Source organism: Pseudomonas solani (genome assembly GCF_026072635.1).
GTDB classification, from domain to species: domain Bacteria; phylum Pseudomonadota; class Gammaproteobacteria; order Pseudomonadales; family Pseudomonadaceae; genus Metapseudomonas; species Metapseudomonas solani.
On sequence record NZ_AP023081.1, the window covers coordinates 870,527 to 890,734 of the forward strand.

The following is a 20,208-nucleotide window of genomic DNA, read 5'->3' on the forward strand; positions in this document are numbered from 1 at the left end:
GCGCGGGGCGCCGCTGGGCGAATGAGTTCGCCCCTACGGTCGCCCCGGAAATCGCCTTACACGCTGAAGCGTGCCACCAGCCCTTTCAGGTCCACCGCCAGGCGCGCCACTTCGCTGCTGGCGACCGTGGTCTGGTGGGCGCCGGCGGCGCTCTGGATCGACAGGTCGCGGATGCTCATCAGGTTGCGATCCACTTCGCGGGCGACGTGGGCCTGCTGCTCCGAGGCGGTGGCGATCTGCAGGTTGCGCTCGTCGATGGTGCCCACCGCCTCGGTGATTTCCTGCAAGGCGCGCCCGGCTTCGTCGGCGGACAGGCGTGTGGCCTGGGCCTGGCTGTTGCTCGCCTGCATGGCCTGCACCGCCGAGCCGGTGCCGTTCTGGATGGAGGCGATCATCTTCTCGATCTCCAGGGTCGAGGTCTGGGTGCGATGGGCCAGGGCGCGCACCTCGTCGGCCACCACGGCGAAGCCACGGCCCTGCTCGCCGGCCCGCGCCGCTTCGATGGCGGCGTTGAGGGCCAGCAGGTTGGTCTGCTCGGCGATGGCACGAATGACGTTGAGCACCTGGCTGATGTCCACCGCCTGCTGGGCCAGGCCCTGCACCTGGGCTTCGGTTTCCTGCACCTGCACCGAGAGGCTGCGGATCGCCTCCAGGGTTTCGGCCACGCGCTGGTTGCCCAGGTTCGCCGCTTCGCTGGACTGGCGCGCCGAGGTAGAGGCCGAGGCGGCGTTGCGGGCCACTTCCTCCACGGCGGCGGTCATCTGGTTGACCGCTGCGGCGGCCTGCTCGATCTCGGAGTTCTGCTGCTGCAGGGTGAGGCTGCCCTGCTCGGTGACGGTGGTCATTTCCTCCGCCGCCGAGGCGAGCTGGATCGAGGAATCGGAAATCTGCCGGATGGTCTGCCGCAGGTTCTCCTGCATGCGCTGCAGGGCTTCGCTGAGGCGCGTGGCCTCGTCCTGGCCGCTGACTTCGACGGTGCGGGTCAGGTCGCCCTTGGCGATGGATTCGGCGAAGCGCAGCGAGTCGCCCAGGGGCCGCACGATGCTGCGGGTGAGGGTCATGGCCAGGGCCACGGTCATCGCCAGGGCCAGCAGCACCGAGCCGATGACGATGTTGATGCTGGTGTCGTAGGCATCGCTGGCGGCAACGCCCGAGCGCTTGACGCCAGCGGCGTTGAGGTCGATCAGCTTGGTCACGTGCTGCTGGTAGGTCGTCGCCAGGTCGCGTTGGCCGCCGTTGGCCCAGAGCAATGCCTGGGCGGGGTCGCGGCCTTGCAGGTCGATCAGCTTCTGCAACCCCGCCATGTAGGCCTGCAGGGCCTGCGCCGAGCCATCGAACACGCGCTGCTCTTCGGCACTGGTGATCATGTTACGGCGGTAGTGCTCGCTTTTCTCGGTCAGGGTCTGGCGCGCGCTCTGCAACTGGTCGAGCGCGTTGCGCTGTTCGTCGGGGGTGGTGCTGGCCAGCAGCCGCAGGCTCTCCAGGCGGACGTGCAGCAGGCTGGTCTGGATGTCGTTGGCGGTCTGAATGGAGGGTAGCCAGTTGGTCTCGATGTCCTGTTCAGCCCCCGCAGCACATGCATCTGCTGCCATGAGAAACCACCGAGGACGATCACCAGCAGGGTGATCAGTGCGAAACACAGGGAAGCGCGCGAAGCGATGGTGATGGATCGTATGGACATGGCAGTACCTGCGGGTTGGGGTCTCGCCAGCGTCCCTGCCAATTCGGATTGCAGCTCCAGTCTTATCAGCCGAACCGGGCCGATCCTGAAATTGCTTTTTCCAATCGATGCGTCAGGTTTGAAACAATTTGCAAAAAATCCGCCTGTGCCTCAGGGCTTGGGCCGCTCATAGGCACCCAGGTCGCACAGCGCCATGCCGTCGCCATCGCCATCCCGTGGCCGCATGGAACCGCGCTGATCCTGCCGGGTGCAGGAGCCGACGCCGGTGTCCACCGCCGGGCTGCGCGGGCGCAGGGCGTGGGTCGGCAGGCTGGAACCGTTGGCCGCGAGCGGGTAGAGCACCCGGGCGAAGGCCTCGGCATCGTTCACCTGGATGTCGGCGGTGCAGTTGCCGGTATCGGTGCCCAGCAGCAGACCACTGGCCTGGTAGCTCGTCGTATCACCGCCATTGGCGCAGTTGGCCGGGCCGATGGATTCGTTGCCGTTGCCGACAATCAGGCTGTTGCGAACCGACAGACGGCCATGGTTGAGCAGGCCGAGGGTGAGGTTGTCGGCGATGGTGACGTTGACCAGTTGCAGGCTCGGCGTACCGGCGAACATCGGGTAGTCGGAGCCGTTGGCAACCACGGCGTCGTAATCCCCCTCGCCGTTGGCGTTCTTCCCGGAGACGGTGACGTTGGTCAGCCTGAGCACGCCGTTGCCGTCATTGCGGATGACCACGCCGGGCCCGTCGGCGCGGTGATGGAGGAAGGCGCTGCGGGCCACGTCGGCGGTGCCGGTGTTGAACAGCGCCCCTCCGAGGGCGACCACGTCGTCGCCATTGGTGACGTTCTCGCTGAACAGGCTGTCGCGCAGGGTGAGCAGGCCGCCGTTGAAGATGGCCCCGCCCAGGGCGCGGCCGGAGTCGCCGAAGTCGGCCCGGTTGCGCTCGAACACCGAGCTGTGGACTTCCAGGGTGCCGCGGTTGGAGATCGCGCCGCCGTCGCCATCGTAGAAGCCGAAGCTGGCGCGGTTGTCCTGGAAGGCCACACGGCGCACCACCAGGTAGCCGAAGTTCTCGATGGCACCGCCGTTGCTGGTGGTGTGGCCGTTGCGCAGGGTCAGGTCCTGGAGCAGGACGGTGACGCCGAGGTCGATCTCCAGCAGGCGGTCCAGGCCCGAACCGTCGATGACGCTGGCACCCACGCCGGCACCGACCAGGGTCAGGTTGTCGGCCCGCACGTCGAGGTCACCGTTGAGGTTCTGGTCCTCGTCGAGGATCTCGCCCTCCTCCCCCATGGTCGGCGGCAGGGTCAGGGCGTAGACGCCGGCGGGCAGGACGATGCGGTTCTTGCCACCCAGGCGGTTGGCGGCTTCCACCGCGTCGCGCAGCGTGCAGTCGGCATCGCAGAGGCCGTCGAAGCCGTCATCGGTGCGGGTGACCTGGAAGTCCCGCGCCATGCCCAGGGTCGGCAGCGCGAGCAGGGAGGCGAGCATCAGCGAGGTGGCCAGGCGCGGCCGGGTGAGGGTGCGGGGCTGGGTCATGGCGAGTTCCTTTCGGCGGGGGCCGGTCATTGGCTACGCAGCGGCGGCCTGCTCGGCTGCCGCGTCGACGTGGCCCGCATCCGCGTCCTGCCATCCTGGCGACCACGGGGCAATTGACCGGCCACCGCGGCCGCGGTTCACGGCCGTTCATCAGCCCGGAGCCCACCGGCCATGCCACCCGTCAGCTTGCGGTCAGCGGCCTGGAATCCTTTCGTCGCTCCGCTTGAATGACTCTGATCCTGTGCTTGACAGTTAAAATTATAGTCATAATATAAATCGTGAATTACGCACATCATATAAACATCCCCCCCCCTCTTCCCGGAGACACCGCAATGAGCTCGCACAATCTCAAGGGCACCGCACTGATCACTGGCGCATCCTCCGGGATCGGCGCCACCTACGCCGAACGCCTGGCCCGCCGTGGCCTCGACCTGCTGCTGGTGGCCCGCGACCAGAAACGCCTCGACGAACTGGCCAAACGCCTCGGCGGCGAATACGGCGTGAAGGTGGAAACCCTCAAGGCCGACCTGACCCAGCGCGCCGACCTGCGTGCGGTGGAACAGCGCCTGGCCAGCGATGCCGCCATCAAGGTGCTGGTGAACAACGCCGGGGTGGCGCAGAACGGCCAGTTGGTCGATGCCGACCTGGACCAGATCGACTCGATGATCGAGCTCAACGTCACCGCCCTCACCCACCTCTCGGTGGTCGCCGCCAAGCGCTTCGGCGAGGCCGGCGAAGGCGCGATCATCAACCTCGCCTCGGTGGTCGCGCTGATCCCCGAGATGTTCAACGCCACCTACAGCGCCACCAAGGCCTATGTGCTGAGCCTGACCCAGACGCTGAACCACGAGATCGCACCCAAGGGCGTGCAGGTGCAGGCCGTGCTGCCGGGCATCACCCGCACCGAGATCTGGGAGCGCTCCGGCATCGACGCCGCGCACCTGGACCCGAACATGATCATGGAAGCCGGCGAGATGGTGGACGCCGCGCTGGCCGGCTTCGACCAGGGCGAACTGGTCACCATCCCCTCGCTGCCCGACGCCGGCGACTGGGCCGCCGTGGTCAGCGCCCGCACCAAGCTCGGCCCGAACATGTCCCGCAGCAGCGCGGCGGCGCGGTACAAGTGAACACTGCTGGTAAGGCCCGGAAACGGCGGCGCTGCGCGCCGCTTGGCGACTGAAGTCGCCCCTACAGCACTGCCGGGCTGACGCGCGGAGATGACCGCTGCGTAGGGTGGAGGTCGCTTTTTACCTCCACCGTGCGGCGTCGAACGTGGCACGCGGCTGTGCCTGGGACACGGGAGTTCGGCAGGACTTCGAAATGGCTGGGGGTCGGAGAAACGGTGGGCTGAAGCGCCACCCTACGCCCCCTTGCTCATCCTGTACCCGCCGGCGCGATCAGCGTCGAACGTGGCACGGGGAACATCGCCCACTCCATGCGCAACCAGCCGCTCGAAACCCCGCACGGTGGATGGATGACGCGTCATCCACCCTACACAACCGTCATCACCGTGCCAGGGGTGACGATCAGCGTGGTGCGATGTGCGCCACCATCAGCTGCACGCTCTCCTGCCCGCGGTATTCGTTGACGTCCAGCTTGTAGGCCACTTCCGCCCAGCGCACGGTGGGGTTGGGCCATTGGTCGCGGTCGATGTTGAAGGCGATGCCGTCCAGCTGCACCGAGCCGCATTCGGTCTTCAGCACCAGCTTGAGGTGGCGCTCGCCCACCAGGCGCTGCTGCACCACCTGGAAGATGCCGTGGAACACCGGCTCGGGGAAATGCTGGCCCCAGGGGCCGGCCTGGCGCAGGGCGCGGGCCAGTTCCAGGTGGAACTCCTGGACGCTCAGCTGCCCGTCGGAAAGCAGGCGGCCGGTGAGGTCTTCCTCATCCAGCTGGCGGCGCACCTCGGCGTCGAAGGCCGCGGCGAAGGCGCCGAAGTTTTCCACAGGCAGGGACAGCCCGGCGGCCATGGCGTGGCCGCCGAACTTGCTGATCAGTCCCGGGTGGCGCGCGGCCACGGCGTCCAGGGCATCACGGATATGGAACCCCTGCACCGAGCGCGCCGAGCCCTTGAGCAGGCCCTCGCCGGCGTCGGCGAAGGCGATGGTCGGGCGGTGGTAACGCTCCTTCATGCGCGAGGCGAGGATGCCGATCACCCCCTGGTGCCAGTCCGCCTCGAACAGGCAGAGGCCGAAGGGCAGGTCTTCCAGGGGCAGGTCCTTGAGCTGCGCCAGGGCTTCGCGCTGCATGCCCTGCTCGATGGCCTTGCGGTCCTGGTTGAGCTGGTCGAGCTGCACCGCCATATCGCGGGCCAGGGCCTCGTCCTCGCAGAGCAGGCATTCGATGCCCAGGCTCATGTCGTCCAGGCGGCCGGCGGCGTTGAGGCGCGGGCCGAGGATGAAGCCGAGGTCGGTGGAGGTGATCCGCGCCGCCGGGCGGCCGGCCACTTCCAGCACCGCCTTGAGGCCGGCGCGGGCACGGCCGGCGCGGATGCGTGCCAGGCCCTGGTGCACCAGGATGCGGTTGTTGGCATCCAGCGGCACCACGTCGGCGACGCTGCCCAGGGCCACCAGGTCGAGCAGCTCGGCGAGGTTGGCGTCCGGGCGGCCGGTGCGGGTGAACCAGTCCAGCTGGCGCAGGCGCGCGCGCAGGGCCAGCAGCACGTAGAAGATCACGCCGACGCCGGCCATGGCCTTGCTGGGGAACTCGCAGCCCGGCTGGTTGGGGTTGACGATGGCGTCCGCCGCCGGCAATTCCGGGCCCGGCAGGTGGTGGTCGGTGACCAGCACCTTGAGCCCGGCCGCCTTGGCCGCGGCCACGCCGTCGACGCTGGAGATGCCGTTGTCCACGGTCACCAGCAGGTCGGGGCGACGCTCCAGGGCCACGGCGACGATCTCCGGGGTCAGGCCGTAGCCGTATTCGAAGCGGTTGGGCACCAGGTAATCGACATGGGCCGCGCCGAGCATGCGCAGGCCGAGCACGCCGACGGTACTGGCGGTGGCGCCGTCGGCGTCGAAGTCGCCGACATAGAGAATGCGCTGGCGCTGCTCCAGGGCCTGCACCAGCAGTTCCACCGCCGCGTCTATGCCCTTGAGCTGCTGGTAGGGGATCAACCGCGCCAGGCCCTTGTCCAGCTCGGCGGCGGACTGCACGCCACGGGCGGCGTAGAGGCGGGTCAGCAGGGGCGGCAGGTCGCCGAGGTCAGGCAGGGTGGCGGGCAACGGGCGGGGATCGATACGCATGCGGCTCAGTCTTCAGGCTTGCGGGGCGGGAGGCCCGCCGTGGAACAGGGGGCCGCGCGACGGAGCCGGCGGCCGCGTGGGACAGCGGTCAGCGTTCGCCGGCCAGCCACTCCAGGGGAATCTCGTGCTGGCCACGCTCGTCGGTGATGAACAGCTCGCCGTCACTGATCATCACGCTCCAGTTGATGGCGCGCGGCATGTCCTTGGCGAGGTTCTCCAGGGCTTCCTGGTCGACCCCCACCACATTGATGTTCTTCAGGCTGCGCACACCGTCGAGCACCTTGGTCTGCCATACGCGCAGGTTGCCGTAGGCCACCAGGCTGAAGCGTTCGGTGCGACGCGAGCACCAGGTGATGCGTTCGGCATCCGGCTGGCCGACTTCGATCCAGTGCAGGACGCGGTCGTCGAGGCTCTTCTCCCACAGCGCCGGCTCGTCGACGTCCGACAGGCCGCGGCCGAACGCCAGCTGCTCGTGGTACCAGAGCGCGTAGGCGATCAGGCGCACGGCCAGGCGTTCCTCGGTTTCCGAGGGGTGCTTGGCGACGGTGAAACGCAGGTTCTCGTAGACGCTGCGATCGAGGTCGGTGAGATTGAGGTCGACTTTGTAGGGCGTCGCTTGCAGGGCCATGTGCGGGCTTCTTGGTTAGGCGAAAAGGCGGCAAGTCTAACCCGAAACCCGGCACCGCGCCCGGGCGCCGTCCGGCCGTTCGGCACCCGGAAATGCGCTCGGGTTCCCAGCCCGCGCGACTCGGGGTTGCCAGCCCGGGCCGGGCCCCTTTATAAGCCGCCCCGGTCCGCACTTCAGGAAAGGAAGCCAATGGAAGCGTTCATCATCGTGGCTGGCATCGTGGCACTCCTGGCCATCGCGCTGTGGCGCTCGGCCCGACGCACCCACGCCCCCCGCGTCAGCGCCGAGGGCGCCGCACAGATCAACCGGGTAGCCTTGCTCACCCTGCTCGAACCGCACCTGGGCCACCAGTTGGCGCAGCGCCTGGACGGCGAGGCACGCCAGTTGGCCATGCACCAGGTAGCCCCGGCGCTATTGCTCGCCGGCGACCGCGACCTGGCGCTGGGCGCCCTGGCCGAACTCACGGCCGGCTATCGCCAGTCCGCCCTGGAGGCGATGCTGGAGAACCAGCTGGAACAGACGGGCGCCCTCGCCGCCCTCGACCTGCTGGAAGCCAGCGCCAGCCCCCTGCCCGAAGCCCCCCTGCTGAGCATCCCGCTGATGGCCGCCGCCGGCCGCCGGGACCAGGCGCAGCAGTTGCTCGACAGCGTCACCGCCGGCCAGGAAGGCCAGGTGGGCCAGGCCCTGTCCGTCCGCCAGAACCTGCTGCTGGCCGGCCTGCAACGCCAGCTGGAGCGCCCCGAAGCCGCCGACCGCAGCCTGGAGCGCGCCCGCGCCATGCTCAGCGTCCCGGTGCAGGACGCGCCCGCCGACTTCCAGGCCCTGCTGCGGGAATGCCTGGCCCAGGAACGCCTCGACCTGTTCACCGAGCTGGCCGTCGCCCCCGACGCGCTGCTGGCCAACGACGCCATCACCCTGCTGCTGGCAAGCAACCGCGAAGCCCAGGCCCTGGAGCTGCTGGCGCGCCCGGACATGCCGCTGCATGCCCTCGACTGGCACGAGCTGCTGCGTCTGGCCCTGGACAGCGAGCGCCCGCAACTGGCCGAACGCCTGCTGGCCCTGGCTCCCGAACAGATGCACCTGGAGCTGCTGGCCGACCTCATGGCCTGGCACGCCGGCCATGCCGATACCGCCCGTGCCGACGCCCTGCTGCGCGCCAGCGGCCTCGACGGCAGCGACGCCACCTGGCTGCGCCTGGAGCTGGCCGGCCGCTGCACCGAGGCCCAGCCGGCCTGGAGCGCAGCATTGCTGCACCAGGGGCTGGAGGCCATGGAGGCCGTGGATAACGAGACCGATTGGATACGCCTGCGCCTGCTGGCCCTGCGCAGCCGGCTGCAGGGCGAGGAAGCCCGCGACCCGGCACGGATGACCGCCGACCTGGAGGAGTTCGACGCCCTGCGCCAGCAACTGGACTGGGATGAACAGTTGGACCAGGCCTGCCACCTGGCTCGCCTGCAGCACCAGCTGGGCTTGCAGGATGCCGCCCTGGAGACCCTGGAAAAGGCCGTGGCGCTCTGGGAAGCGCAGGAAATCGACGACCCGGACGAACGCACCTGGTACCTGGAAACCCTGGCCGAAGCCGCCATCGCCCTCGACCAGATGGAGCGAGCCACCGCCCTGCGCGATCGCCTGCTGGAACTGGACGGTGACAGCCGTGGCCTCGACGCCACGCTGCTGCGCCAGCACATCGACCAGGGGCGCTACCCGCAAGCCATCGCCCTGCTCGACCTGCGCAACCTCATGGCCCCCGAGAACCCCCTCGCCCGCCTGCGCCAGGCCATCGAACGCCTGCGCCCGGAAGCGCCGCAACGGGCGGATGAGCTGCAACAAGAGCTGCTCGATGCCCTCGCCAACGGCGCGCTGGGCACTTGAAAAAACTAGCTGCGTTGCCATCGCAGCGTTGAAGCCAGGCCAAAAAATGCTCATTTACAGCACGTAAACTGCGCTTTTCTGGCCTGTCTTCGCCTTGCGCTGACTGCCTCGCTGACGTTTTTACCCCCTATGCCAGGCGCTGCGCGCCGCTTGGCGACTGAAGTCGCCCCTACACAAAGCGCTCGTGCCACCGCTGGGACGTGACCGCTGTGTAGGGTGGAGGTCGCTTTTTACCTCCACCAGGCGGAGTCGAGCCCGGCACTGCGGCAATGCCTGGACCCCGCATTGATGGGTTTCGCGGAGCTCTACCCATCCTACGAGTCTGAAGTCGCCCAGGGACATGACCGCCGTGTAGGGTGGAGGTCGCTCTTTACCTCCACCAGGCGGAGTCGAGCCCAGCACTGCGGCAATGCCTGGACCCCGCATTGATGGGTTTCGCGGAGCTCTACCCATCCTACGAGTCTGAAGTCGCCCAGGGACATGACCGCTGTGTAGGGTGGAGGTCGCTCTTTACCTCCACCCAGCGGAGTCGAGCCCGGCACTGCGGCAATGCCTGGACCCCGTATTGATGGGTTTCGCGGAGCTCTACCCATCCTACGAGTCTGAAGTCGCCCAGGGACATGACCGCCGTGTAGGGTGGAGGTCGCTTTTTACCTCCACCAAGCGGAGTCGAGCCCGGCACTGCGGCAATGCCTGGGACTGCACATTGATGGGTTTCGCGGAGCTCTACCCATCCTACGAGTCTGAGGTCGCCCTACAGGGCAGCCACGTAACCCGACGCATGCGACTCGAGCCTGTCTTCAACGCCGCGATGGCCAGGCAGCCGGTCTTTCAACTGCCCCGGGCGGGGCGGGTGGGAATGGCGGAGTGATAATGCTCCACCCGGTTGCGCCCCTGGTTCTTCGCCTCGTAGAGCGCCTTGTCCGCCAGGGACAACAGGCGGTACAGCTCGTGCCCGGCCTGGGAGGAGGTGGCGATGCCGATGCTGACGCTGAGGCGGCCCGGTCCGAGCAGGTCGCTTTCGGCGAACTCGCGGCGGATGCGCTCGGCCACCAGGGTGGCGGTGGCGGCGTCGGCATCGCTCAGCAGGCAGGCGAATTCCTCGCCGCCGATGCGCCCGAACACGTCGTGCTTGCGCATGCGCGCGGAGGTCACCGCGCAGAAGGCCATCAGCACTTCGTCCCCGGCCGAGTGGCCGAAGGTGTCGTTGAGGCGCTTGAAGTTATCCAGGTCGCAGAGCAGCAGCGCCACCGATTCCTTGCGCGCCGCGCAGCCCTTGAGCAGCGTCTCGCCGGAGGTCATGAAGGCGCGGCGGTTGCCGATGCCGGTGAGCGGGTCGCTGAAGGCGGCGTGCTTGTACTGCAGCTCGGCGCGCTCCTTGACCATGGCCAGGGTGACGAAGGCCATGCCGATGCCGTAGAGCAGCGTCTCGAACACCATCACCGCGAAGAAGCCGGTGCTCTGTCCGTCCACCGCCGCCTGGAAGGGCACGCCGCGGTCGATCACCAAACGCACGCCGTAGGTGACGAAATGGATCAGGTGCAGCGCCAGCGCCGGTTTGACCGACACCTGCAGCTCATGACGCGCGCGCCACAGCTCGAACGCGGCGAGCAGGGTGTAGACCAGGGTCATCGCCGTGCTGGCGAAGACCCGCAGCGGCAGCGATTCGTAGAAGGCCGGGAAGGTGCACAGCCCGGCCCACAGCAGCGGCCCGGCGAGTATTCCCGGCAGGTGCGCGCGGCGCCCGGCGAACACGCGCATGGCGGTCCAGTTCATGGCGCAGCTGAACTGCAGCACGATATTGCCGAGCAGGATGGGCACCAGGTCGATGTTCATCCCGCGCAGGCTGCCCAGCACCGTGGCCAGGGCACCCAGCAGGAGCATCAGGCTCAGGTAGCCGAGGGTGGGTTCCGGGCTGCCCCGGCGCCAGGCGCGGCCGGCCAGCAGGCCGAGCAGCACGAGGATGTAAACGTCCACCAGCACCAGGGTGGGGATGTTCAGCGCCATGACGCCACTCCATGGCGAACGATCGCCGCCCCGGAAAGGGTCGGCGGGCTGGAGTGACGAGCGAGGGCGTGCATGGTGATACCGGAAAGGGCAGCGAATGAAAATGTGACTCGCGTCGCACTTTACGCGTAACCGTGTGCGCCCGCCACGGCCTGCCGTCGGCCAATGGCCAGCCGCCATTCACAGCCGCATCAGCAATGCCTCCAGGGCCACCTGGGGCTGCAGCTTCCACACCGCATAGCTGAGCGGAATCATCTCCAGACCGGCGCGCGCCAGGACCTGGTAGCGCTCCAGGTCGAAGACGTCTTCGCTGGCGCCGGGGTAGCCGATCAGGTCGATGGCCAGCACCCGCTCGCCGCGCTGGCAGAACAGGTCCAGGCAATGCCCGGCCACCGGGTAGCCGGACCAGACGCGCACGCCCTGCCCTTGCAGCGCCTCCGCCACCTGCTGCTGGAAGGCATCCACCGCCTGGCCGCCGTGGTCATGGCCCTGGCCCTGTTCCAGGCGTTCCAGGTAGCGCCGCAGCAGGTGACCGGGGGCGAGCTGCCGTTCATCGCCGCTGAACAGCAACATCTGGTGCTCGCGGGCGCGGGTGATGGCGACGTTGAACATGTCTTCGCGGTTGAGGTAGTGGGCGGCCTGGGCGCCGGCAGCGTCGATGGCGAAGCTGAGGATCATCAGGTCGCGCTCCTCGCCCTGAAAACCGTAGGGCGTGGCCACGCGCACGCGGAACTGCGCCAGCAACTCGCCCGGCAGGCGCTCGGCGAGCAGGCGGCGCAGGTGCTCCACCTGGTCGCGGAAGGGCGAGAGCAGGCCGACGCTGGGCTTGATCTGGCTGTCGCGGTAGCGGCCGACATGCTCTTCGAGCAGCGCCAGGGCACGCTCCGCCTCCACCGGGTTGTGCCCCGCCGGCACGCGCTGGCCTTCCAGCCGGTGCAGGCTGAGGCTTTCGGCGGCGAGTTGCTCGGGGCGCTCCTTCATCACCCGGATTCGGCCGTTGTAGAAGGCCTCGTTGCTGAAGCGGATCAGCGCTGGGCGGCCACGGAAGTGTTCGTCGAGGAAGGTCAGCGCACGCTGGCTGGCCAGGCGCTCGCCCACCAGGTCGAGCAGGCTGTTGTCGCGGTAGCTCCAGGCCTGCTGGTCGCTCTCCGGCAGTTCGGCGCGCTGCAGCAGCTGGCGCTCCTGGGCGCGGGAGAGGAAGGACACATGGCGCAGCTGGCGGCTGTCGCCGGCCACCACCGCGCGCTTGCAACGCTGCAGGGCCGGCAGTGCGCTGGCGATGTCGCACTGGGTGGCTTCGTCGATCACCAGTACGTCGAACAGCCCCTCGCGCAGCGGCAGCACCTTGTGCAGGTCGTCCAGGCTCACCACCCAGATGGGGAAGGCGGCGAGCAGGCGCGCCGGGTCGAGCTCGTCGAACAGCGATTGCTGGCGCTGCGAGCTGCGCGCGCGGATCGCCTGGTTGTAGCGCACGAAGGTCTGCCGGTCGCTGTCCAGCAGGCGTTGCAGGCGCTCCACCCGCAGGCTGTCGATGTACTGGCGGCTGTGGGCCTCGCGGCGGCGCTGGCAATCGCGCAGGTCGTCGAGTATCTGCCAGTGGCGCACGCTGCCGCGCACCCGCCGCTCGACCCAGGGCACCTGCAACCAGCGTTGCCAGAAGGCCAGGGTGCCGCGCTCGGCGCGCACCAGCAGGCCGCTCCAGCGCAAGGCCTGACGGCTGCGCTTGTCGAAGGCCCGGGACAAGGCGGCCTCTTCCTCCAGCAGGTCTTTCAGTGCCCGCTGCTGGCGGGCCACGGCGCCCTCCTCCAGCGGCGGCAGTTCGCCCTGCAGCAGTTGGTCGAGGCGCGCACGCAGGGTGCGCAGCAGGGATTGCTCCTCCACCTGCAACACGCCGTCGCGCAGGCCGAGGTCGTCGCGCAGCTTGTCGGCGATCACCGTGACCGCCTGCTGGCTGCGGCTGACCAGCAGCACGCTCTCGCCCTGCAGGTGGCGGTCGAGGGCCAGGGCGGCCAGGGTGTAGCTCTTGCCGGTGCCGGGCGGCCCGGCGACGAAGCTCAGGGGGTAGCGGGTGGCGTTGGCCAGGGCCTGGCGCTGGGCCAGGCTGAGGGAGGCCGGCAGGGCTTCCGGACGGCTGGGGGTGCCGAGGGTCGCGCCCACTTCACCGCCCGCCTCAGCCCCCGCGTCTTCACCCAGCAACTGCCGCAGGGCCGGCGAATGACGCTCCGCCCCCTGTAGCAGTTGCAGTTCATGGAGGATGCCGCGGCTGCCGGCGCCACGCTCAGCCAGGGCCACCAGCGCCGCCGAACGCAGCGACAGGCGTTGCGCGGCCATGGCCTTCTTCAGGGGCGCGGCGTCCTCCAGCGCGGGGAAGCCGGTGGCCGGGAGCACCTCGCCGACCACGGTGAAGCGCTGCAGCCAAGCCATCAGGTCGGCCAGGTAGTGATCATCCAGCGCGCCGCTGGGCAGCGGCAGGCTTTCCAGCCCCTGCTCGGCATCGGCCTTGAGCAGCTGGCGCAGCAGGCGGCGGTTGAGCTGGGGTTGGGCCAGGTCGATGGCCAGGCTCGGTGGCGCGCCCTCGCCGAGGCTTTCCAGACGCGCTTCGAAGTACACCAGCGGCGCGCAGTGGCGCACCGCCTTGCCCTCGGCATCGCTGCGCCGGCCGCACACCGGCAGCACGCCGTAGATCAGCTGCAGCTCGCGCTGGTAGAGGCTCTGCTGTTGCAACAGGTGCTCGCCCAGCTCGGCGGAGAGCGCGGCGAAGGGCATGGCACCGCTGGCCAGTTCCTCGCGCCCGTCCAGCCAGCCCCAGCGCTCGGCCTTGAAGGTGCTGACATCGTCCAGTTGCAGTTCGCGGCTATCGGCCTGGTAGCAGGCGCGGTAGAAGGACAGGCGTTTCGCGATCGACGGCATGGGGCGTCCCGAGGCGGTTTCCAGCGGCGCATTGTGCCGGAATCAGGGGGTTGGGCTGAATCGGTTGGTGTGTGTTTTGGCGATGGGGTCGAGATTGGGGCGTTCGGGAGCGTCGAGGCAGCGGGGTGAAAGCGGTGGGCTGAAGCCCACCCTACGCGCTGCCCCCTAGGTCGCCCCGGTACAAGCAGGCGGTTTCGAGCCTGGTACATCCGTGATGCCTGGGAGTCCGTATTGATGGGTTTCGTGCCTCTACCCATCCTACGAGAGCGGTGCCGCGCTCAATCAGCGCGGGGCGTAGCGTTTCCACAGTTGTTCGAATTCGGCCTGGTAGCTGCCGACCAGGTGCGCGTTGTCGATCACCAGCAGGTTTTCCTCGTTGCTGGTGCTGGCGCTGCGGGTCCAGTTGAAGCTGCCGTTGAGCAACAGGCGGCCATCGAACAGGGCGAACTTGTGGTGCATGTGGAAGGGGCTGTCGTCGATGCGCAGGGGCACGCCGGCGGCCTGCAGCTGGCGGATGTCGCTGCCTTCGTCGAAGAGCTTCTCGTTGTCGCTGATCACCCGCACGGCGATGCCGCGCTGGTGGCAGGCGAGGATTTCGCTGCTGAGCTGGTCGTCGGAGATGGTGTAGACGCAGATGTCCACGCCCTGCCGTGCCTGGCGCAGCAGCTCGCGGATCTTGCGCCGGCATTCCTCGCCAGGGCTGAAGTGGGCGCTGGCGATGTTGCGCACCGGTGCGGCGCTGACGTCCAGGGTCTTGATCACCTGCTCCAGCCACTTCAGTGCCGGCAGGGTGTTGGCGGCGTCGGCCAGGGCCAGCTCGCGCACCAGGTCGAAGGCGCGGTTGCGCAGGTAGCGCACCTGGTCCGGGCCCAGCTCAGTGCCCAGTTGGCGCAGTTCGTCGCGCTCCTCGTTGCTCAGCTTCAGGTCCAGCAGGCTGTCACGCAGCTGCTGGTCGAGTCCGTCGAAATCCATGGAGCCTCCCTCTCTTCGGGTTGTTCGCTGGGCTGGCCAGCCCAGCGGGTCAGGACGATTCGCCACCCGGTGCCTTGCCGGCGCCCATCATCTCGCCCAGCTGGTTGAGGCGGTTGGAGATGTCGTTGATGCGGTGGTGGGTGCGCAGGTCGATGTCGATCTTCTTGTCCATCACCTTGATCAGCGGCAGGAAGCTGTTCTCCAGGCTCTCGGCCAGGCTGACCAGCACCTCGCGCACGCCCTGCTGGGCCGGGGCGACCACCTCGACCTCGAGGTTGGCCGGTTTCTGCACCAGCTTCTCCAGCCCGGCGAGCAGCTCCTGCCAGGGCACCTGGGCATCCGCCGGGGCCTCTTCCACGTCGGGCTGGCGGGCCAGGCCGCGCACGCTTTCCACCAGGTCGTTGAGCTGGGCCACGACGCGGCCGCCAACGTCGGTGTCGCTGCCGCCCATGGACTTGTTGCGCTGGAAGTCGCGCTTGATCTGCGCCCAGCGCTCAAGCTGTTCCGGGCTCTGGTTGCCGCGCAGCTCGGCGAGCTTGAGCAGGTTCTCCTCGGCGCCGGTGGTGAGCAACTGGGACTCGCCCTGGTAGTGGTCGGCCAGCAGTTGCAGCAGCTCGGCGTCGTTCATCACGGCGGAGATCTTCTCCGCCATCTTGTTCATGTTGCGGTAGGAACCCTGCAGCTTGAACGGCGGCTCGGTGCGGTACTGGTCGGCCTGGGCGGCGCTGGCGATGTACTGCTGGTTGACCTTGAGCACCACATCGCGCACCTGCATCAGGCGTTGCAGGGTGGTGGTGATCTCGTTGATCTCGGCGCCGCTGTAGCTGTGGCTCAGCTCGTTGCTGGAGAAGGGCTTGCCCTCGGCCTTGGCGACGAAGCGATAGACATCGGCCATGTCGCGGGTGGCCAGGGGCGCCAGCACCGGGTTGGAGGTCAGGCCGTTCTCGATGTAGCTGAGGGAGAAGGCTTCCTGCATGCCGCCCAGGGTGTCGCCGAGGTTATAGATATCGGCACGGTTGGCGAGCATGTCGGGGATCTTGAACACGTCGCCGGACTCGGTGTACGGGTTGCCCGACATCACCACGCAGAACTTCTTGCCGCGCATGTCGTAGGTCTTGGTGCGGCCCTTCCACACGCCCTCGATGCGCCGGGTGCCGTCGCACAGCGAGATGAATTTCTGCAGGAATTCCGGGTGGGTGTGCTGGATGTCGTCGACATAGAGCATCACGTTGTTGCCCATCTCCAGGGCCAGGTTGAGCTTCTCCAGCTCCTGGCGCGAGGTGGCGTCCGGCGCCTGGGCCGGGTCCAGGGAGCGCACTTCGTGGCCCAGGGCCGGGCCGTTGATCTTCATGAAGATCAGCCCGAGGCGGTGCGCCACGTATTCCATCAGCGTGGTCTTGCCGTAGCCGGGGGGCGAGATGAGCATCAGCAGGCCCATCAGGTCGGTGCGCTTGTTCTCGCCCACGGTGCCCATCTGCTTGGCCAGGTTGTCGCCGATCACGCCCAGGTAGACATCGTTGATCAGCTTGTTGCGCACGAAGGAGCTGAGCGGGCGCGGCTTGAATTCGGCCAGGCGCAGGGCATCGCGCTCGCGGCCGATGATGACCTGGCGCAGCGCCTGGTAGCGCTGCAGCCCGGGCAGGAAGTCCTCGCGGTGGCCACGCAGACGGGCGAAGAAGTCATCCACCGCCAGTTGCAGGCTGCGCTCGGCGATGCGCGGGTGCTCGCCCATTAAGTTGCCGACGGTGAAGCGCAGGTCGACCTCGGTGATGCGCCGCGGGAAGTCCTCGGCCAGCAGCGACAGGGCCACCGCCTCGGGGATGTAGTCGGCCAGGGCGGCATGCTCGCCCTCCGAGCAGAGGCCAAGCAGCCAGTTGCTCGCCAGCGCCCATTGCGCCGCCGGGCGTTCGGCCAGGCGCGACAGGGCCTGCTGGTAGTCGTCCCACATGCGCGCGCCCTGCAGGCGCAGCTTGAGCGTCTCCTGCAGCTGGCGGGCGTATTTGCTGAAAGTGAATTCGATGCGTTCGGCGGCCAGTTCCTGCACCAGGTACTCGGCGGCTTCCGCCGGGACGGCGGCGCCCAGCCCCAGGGGCTGCTCGACGAGGAAGGCCTGCATCGCGGCGAGGATTTCCGCCTGCAACTGCAGCAGGCCCTCGCGGCGGCCGAACAGCTGCTGGATGTGCCGGCTGGTACGGGCCCGCTCCGGCCATTGGGCCGCGCTTTCGTCGCTGCGGCGGATGTCCCAGAACAGGCTGGCGAAGGCCCGCGCCGGGGCGGCATGGCGCAGCAGCCCGGCGCTTTCGCGCAGCGGCAGCAGCTGGGCCAGGATGGCGGCGGCGTCGTGGTCGTGGATGCCCTTCTCGTAGCCTTCCTTGTAGCGCGGCGCGGCGAAGTCGCGGATCACCCGCGCCAGCTCGTCGGGCTGCCCCAGCAGTTGCTTGAGGCCGTCCAGGCTGAGGTTCTCCTGCCCGGCGTCGGCGGCGTCGAGCACCTGCCCGGCGAGGTATTCGGCGCGGTACAGCTGCGCGGATTCGGACTCCAGCGCCACCTGCCAGAAGGCCTTGAGGGCATCCAGCTCGGGGTCGCGCAGGGGTTCGAGGAAGTCGGTGCCGGTGAGGTGCAGGTGCAGCTCGTCGCCCCGGGGCATCAGGGTCAGGTCCAGCTCCTGGGTGTTGACGCTGAAGCGGTGGCGCGGGCCGAGCTTGATGACGTTGCCGCCCTCTTCGAACAGCTCGGTCTTGTCGCGCAGGGCACGCACCGCCTGGTCGCGGGCGCCCTTGAGGCGGGCCTCGACGTCATCGGCCTTGACGCTGTCCTTGAGCTCGCGCAGGCGCTCGGCCAGTTCGCGCAGCTTGAGGATCAGCGGGTCGGCGGCGAAGAAGGCGTTGAGCTCTTCGGCCTGGGTGAATTTCGCCGTGCGCCGGCCGAGGCTTTCGAGGATGCGCCGGGCCGCGTCGAGCAGGCCCTGGGCCTTGCGCTGGCGCTCGTCGAGCAGGGATTGCTTGTGTGCCTCGAAGGTTTCCAGCAGCTCTTCGCGCTTGGCAAGGATGTCGCCGAGGAACTGTTCGTGGTCGCCGAAGCGGCTCTCCAGCTCTTCCAGTTGCACCAGCAGGCGCGACAGCTGTTCGTCGCAGCGCTCCGGGTCCTGGGCCTGGCCCAGGGCGTTGGTGATGCCCTGGCTGAAGAGTTTGAACTGGGCACCGAACTGGGCCACGGTCTCGGTGGAACCCAGCCCCTTGCGCCGCTGCTCTGCACGGGCCTTGGCCTGGTTGAGGCGGGCGTAGATCTCGGAGATGGATTCGATGATGCGGGTGCGCTGGGTGGCGTCGTCGATCTGCAACGAGGCCATCAGGCTGGAGAGCATGTCGAGGTCGGCGGCCATGGCTTGCAGCGCGGCCAGGGGCTCGGCCAGCTGGGCCACGGTTTCGGCCTTCTGCGCCTCGGCGTCGAGGGCCTCCAGGCGGGCGACGAAGGGCTGCAGCGCCTGCTCGCTGGCGAGGAAGCCGGCGGTGGCGGCAGCGGTACGCTCCTGGGCCTTGAGCAGCTCGGCTTCCATGGCGTCGATGCGCGCCACGTCTATGTAGCGGTAGTCGCGGATGGTCAGCAGCAGGCCGCGCTGGGCGGTGATGCCGTTGAGGGCATCGACGAAGCTCTGCACCTGGTCCCAACTGTCCGGCAGCAGGCCGTCGAGCAGGGCTTTCTGTTTCTCTTCGGCGCCGACCATGGCCTGGTCGGACTGGCGGCGGATGCTCTCGACCTTCTCGTATTCGTCGAGCACCAGCTCGGCGGTGGCAGCCACCTCGCGCAGCAGCGGCGCCAGGCCTTCCAGCTGGTCGCTGCCGAGCCAGTGGTAGACGTCGAACAGGCGGCGGGTGTTCTGGCACAGCTGGGAATAGCGCTGCACCGAGACCGCGGGGGTTTCGATCTCGCGGCTGAGGTCGTAGAGGTCGGAGACGCCGCGCACCAGCTCGGCGTTGCCGATGCGCCCGAGGAAGCCGCTGCGGGCCGGCTGGCGGGCAGCGTATTCCTCGGTGAAGAAGGGGGTCTGCCAGACCTGCATCGGGTGGATGCGGGTGGGCTCGTCGCCCTCGGCGGCGAAGATCACCATGCGCCCGTCTTCCAGGCGCGCGTAGCCATGGCCGAACAGCGGGTTCTGCAACTGGCGGTTGATCATGTTGTAGGTGAGCAGCACCGCCCGCCCCTGTTCGGGGTGGTAGAAGATGTACTGCACGTCCTCGCCGTTGGGCGAGCGCACGGCACGCTTGAAGCGCATGCCGTCCATGGATTGCTCGAAGGTCTTGTACTCGCCGTTCTGCAGGTAGTAACCACCGGGGAAGATGATGCCGTGGTCTTCCGGCAGCTGGACGCAGGCCAGGCCGATGGCGTCGATGCGCTCGACCTTGCGGGTGAGGCTGTTGAACACCAGGTAGCGCCACTGCTCTTCGCGGTAGGGCAGCACCTTGAGCAGGATCAGGCTGCCGAGGCGGGCGAATTCCACCTGGGCATCGTCGAGGGACTGGGTCTTGTCGAGCACCTCCTCGCGGTAGATGCCGAGGCCGTCCTCGGTGTTGTTCTCGACCTTGATGGTGAGGTCGCCGCCGATGGTTTCGACGAACACCGTGTCGAGGATGTTCAGGTGCGGGAAGCGCCCCTGCACCACCATGTCGCGGGTGGCCTTCTTCCATTCGAAGTCGAAGGGCGCCGGCAGGGCGATGTCGCGCTCGCCCCGGTTGTCGATGTAGCGCACATCGCGGCCGTCGGCGGAGATGGACCAGCGGAACACGCGGATGTCGGTGATGCGCTCGCCGATCTGGAAGCTCGCCAGCAGCTTGCCGTCGCGGATGGCCAGCTGCAGCAGGCGGGTGTTCTTGTAGTAGGTGTAGAGCTCGTTGAAGTCGTTGACGAAGCCCTGGGCCGCGAGGAACGAACCCTCCAGCGGCACCGGCTCGGCTTCGTAGCCCTCGCCCTCCTCCACCAGGCGGTAGAGGGAGAACACGTCGGCGACGTGGGTCTCCTTCTTCAGGCCGATGAAGACGTTGTAGCCGAACAGCAGGCAGTCGCCGACCTGGACGATGTCGCGGGCAATGCAGTTGTTCTCGGTGCGGATGCGCACCCGGCCGACCACTTCCATGCGGCTGTTGCCGAACTCTTCCAGGCGCTTCTGGTTGAGGGACTCGGTGGTCTGCCGCAGGCGTTGCCCCTGGTCCAGCAGGCGCTTGTGCAGCACCTCGTAGGCGCCGCCTTCGGCGACGGCCTTGTCCAGTACATCCTGAGCGGGGGTTGCGGCTTGGGCATCCGACATCGTGGTCTTCCTGAATCTGCGCTGTCTGCAAGCGAGGCGCCCCCACGCGGCGGTGGGGACTGGGGGTGTG

10 protein-coding genes are annotated in these 20,208 nt (G+C 68.2%); 2 read left to right on the forward strand and 8 right to left on the reverse strand.

Annotated elements, in window-relative coordinates; genetic code table 11:
- Positions 1-56: 56 nt before the first annotated feature.
- Both PSm6_RS04125 and PSm6_RS04130 read right to left on the reverse strand, forming a co-directional pair.
- Positions 57-1,592, reverse strand: a complete 1,536-nt coding sequence (locus PSm6_RS04125) for a methyl-accepting chemotaxis protein (RefSeq protein ID WP_443096607.1) — start codon at positions 1,590-1,592, stop codon at positions 57-59.
- Positions 1,593-1,831: 239 nt separating this feature from the next.
- Complete coding sequence (locus PSm6_RS04130) at positions 1,832-3,205, reverse strand: CSLREA domain-containing protein (protein ID WP_021217189.1); 1,374 nt, start codon at positions 3,203-3,205, stop codon at positions 1,832-1,834.
- A gap of 332 nt (positions 3,206-3,537) precedes the next feature.
- Between PSm6_RS04130 and PSm6_RS04135 the strand changes: the two genes are divergently transcribed.
- Positions 3,538-4,332, forward strand: a complete 795-nt coding sequence (locus tag PSm6_RS04135) for an SDR family NAD(P)-dependent oxidoreductase (RefSeq protein WP_265169624.1) — start codon at positions 3,538-3,540, stop codon at positions 4,330-4,332.
- Positions 4,333-4,731: 399 nt separating this feature from the next.
- On the opposite strand, the gene recJ is transcribed toward PSm6_RS04135, so the two are convergent.
- Both recJ and PSm6_RS04145 read right to left on the reverse strand, forming a co-directional pair.
- On the reverse strand, positions 4,732-6,447 hold the full coding sequence (recJ, locus tag PSm6_RS04140) for a single-stranded-DNA-specific exonuclease RecJ (RefSeq protein WP_265169626.1): 1,716 nt from the start codon (positions 6,445-6,447) through the stop codon (positions 4,732-4,734).
- Positions 6,448-6,535: 88 nt separating this feature from the next.
- Positions 6,536-7,075, reverse strand: a complete 540-nt coding sequence (locus PSm6_RS04145) for a YaeQ family protein (protein ID WP_021217192.1) — start codon at positions 7,073-7,075, stop codon at positions 6,536-6,538.
- A gap of 189 nt (positions 7,076-7,264) precedes the next feature.
- Here PSm6_RS04145 and PSm6_RS04150 point away from each other — a divergent pair, with 189 nt between their 5' ends.
- Positions 7,265-8,947: a hypothetical protein gene (locus tag PSm6_RS04150; protein WP_265169627.1), complete on the forward strand. Its 1,683-nt coding sequence runs from the start codon at positions 7,265-7,267 to the stop codon at positions 8,945-8,947.
- 831 nt (positions 8,948-9,778) lie between these two features.
- Here the strand turns inward: PSm6_RS04150 and PSm6_RS04155 are convergent.
- The 4 genes from PSm6_RS04155 to PSm6_RS04170 all read right to left on the reverse strand — a co-directional run bounded on the left by PSm6_RS04155 (position 9,779) and on the right by PSm6_RS04170 (position 20,138).
- Complete coding sequence (locus PSm6_RS04155) at positions 9,779-10,954, reverse strand: GGDEF domain-containing protein (protein WP_043240245.1); 1,176 nt, start codon at positions 10,952-10,954, stop codon at positions 9,779-9,781.
- 180 nt (positions 10,955-11,134) lie between these two features.
- Positions 11,135-13,864 (reverse strand): AAA domain-containing protein, encoded by a 2,730-nt coding sequence (locus PSm6_RS04160; protein WP_265169628.1) that lies wholly within the window; start codon positions 13,862-13,864, stop codon positions 11,135-11,137.
- Positions 13,865-14,146: 282 nt separating this feature from the next.
- On the reverse strand, positions 14,147-14,836 hold the full coding sequence (locus tag PSm6_RS04165; protein WP_021217059.1) for a phospholipase D-like domain-containing protein: 690 nt from the start codon (positions 14,834-14,836) through the stop codon (positions 14,147-14,149).
- 49 nt (positions 14,837-14,885) lie between these two features.
- The gene (locus tag PSm6_RS04170) at positions 14,886-20,138 is read right to left on the reverse strand and encodes a DNA repair ATPase (protein ID WP_265169629.1); all 5,253 of its coding nucleotides are present in this window, start codon (positions 20,136-20,138) and stop codon (positions 14,886-14,888) included.
- Positions 20,139-20,208: the final 70 nt, after the last annotated feature.

Bases quoted from the DNA above. Each gene is read 5' to 3' on its own strand.
- PSm6_RS04125 (WP_443096607.1), bottom strand. From the start codon at position 1,592: ATGGCAGCAGATGCATGTGCTGCGGGGGCTGAACAGGACATCGAGACC.
- PSm6_RS04130 (WP_021217189.1), bottom strand. From the start codon at position 3,205: ATGACCCAGCCCCGCACCCTCACCCGGCCGCGCCTGGCCACCTCGCTG.
- PSm6_RS04135 (WP_265169624.1), top strand. From the start codon at position 3,538: ATGAGCTCGCACAATCTCAAGGGCACCGCACTGATCACTGGCGCATCC.
- recJ (WP_265169626.1), bottom strand. From the start codon at position 6,447: ATGCGTATCGATCCCCGCCCGTTGCCCGCCACCCTGCCTGACCTCGGC.
- PSm6_RS04145 (WP_021217192.1), bottom strand. From the start codon at position 7,075: ATGGCCCTGCAAGCGACGCCCTACAAAGTCGACCTCAATCTCACCGAC.
- PSm6_RS04150 (WP_265169627.1), top strand. From the start codon at position 7,265: ATGGAAGCGTTCATCATCGTGGCTGGCATCGTGGCACTCCTGGCCATC.
- PSm6_RS04155 (WP_043240245.1), bottom strand. From the start codon at position 10,954: ATGGCGCTGAACATCCCCACCCTGGTGCTGGTGGACGTTTACATCCTC.
- PSm6_RS04160 (WP_265169628.1), bottom strand. From the start codon at position 13,864: ATGCCGTCGATCGCGAAACGCCTGTCCTTCTACCGCGCCTGCTACCAG.
- PSm6_RS04165 (WP_021217059.1), bottom strand. From the start codon at position 14,836: ATGGATTTCGACGGACTCGACCAGCAGCTGCGTGACAGCCTGCTGGAC.
- PSm6_RS04170 (WP_265169629.1), bottom strand. From the start codon at position 20,138: ATGTCGGATGCCCAAGCCGCAACCCCCGCTCAGGATGTACTGGACAAG.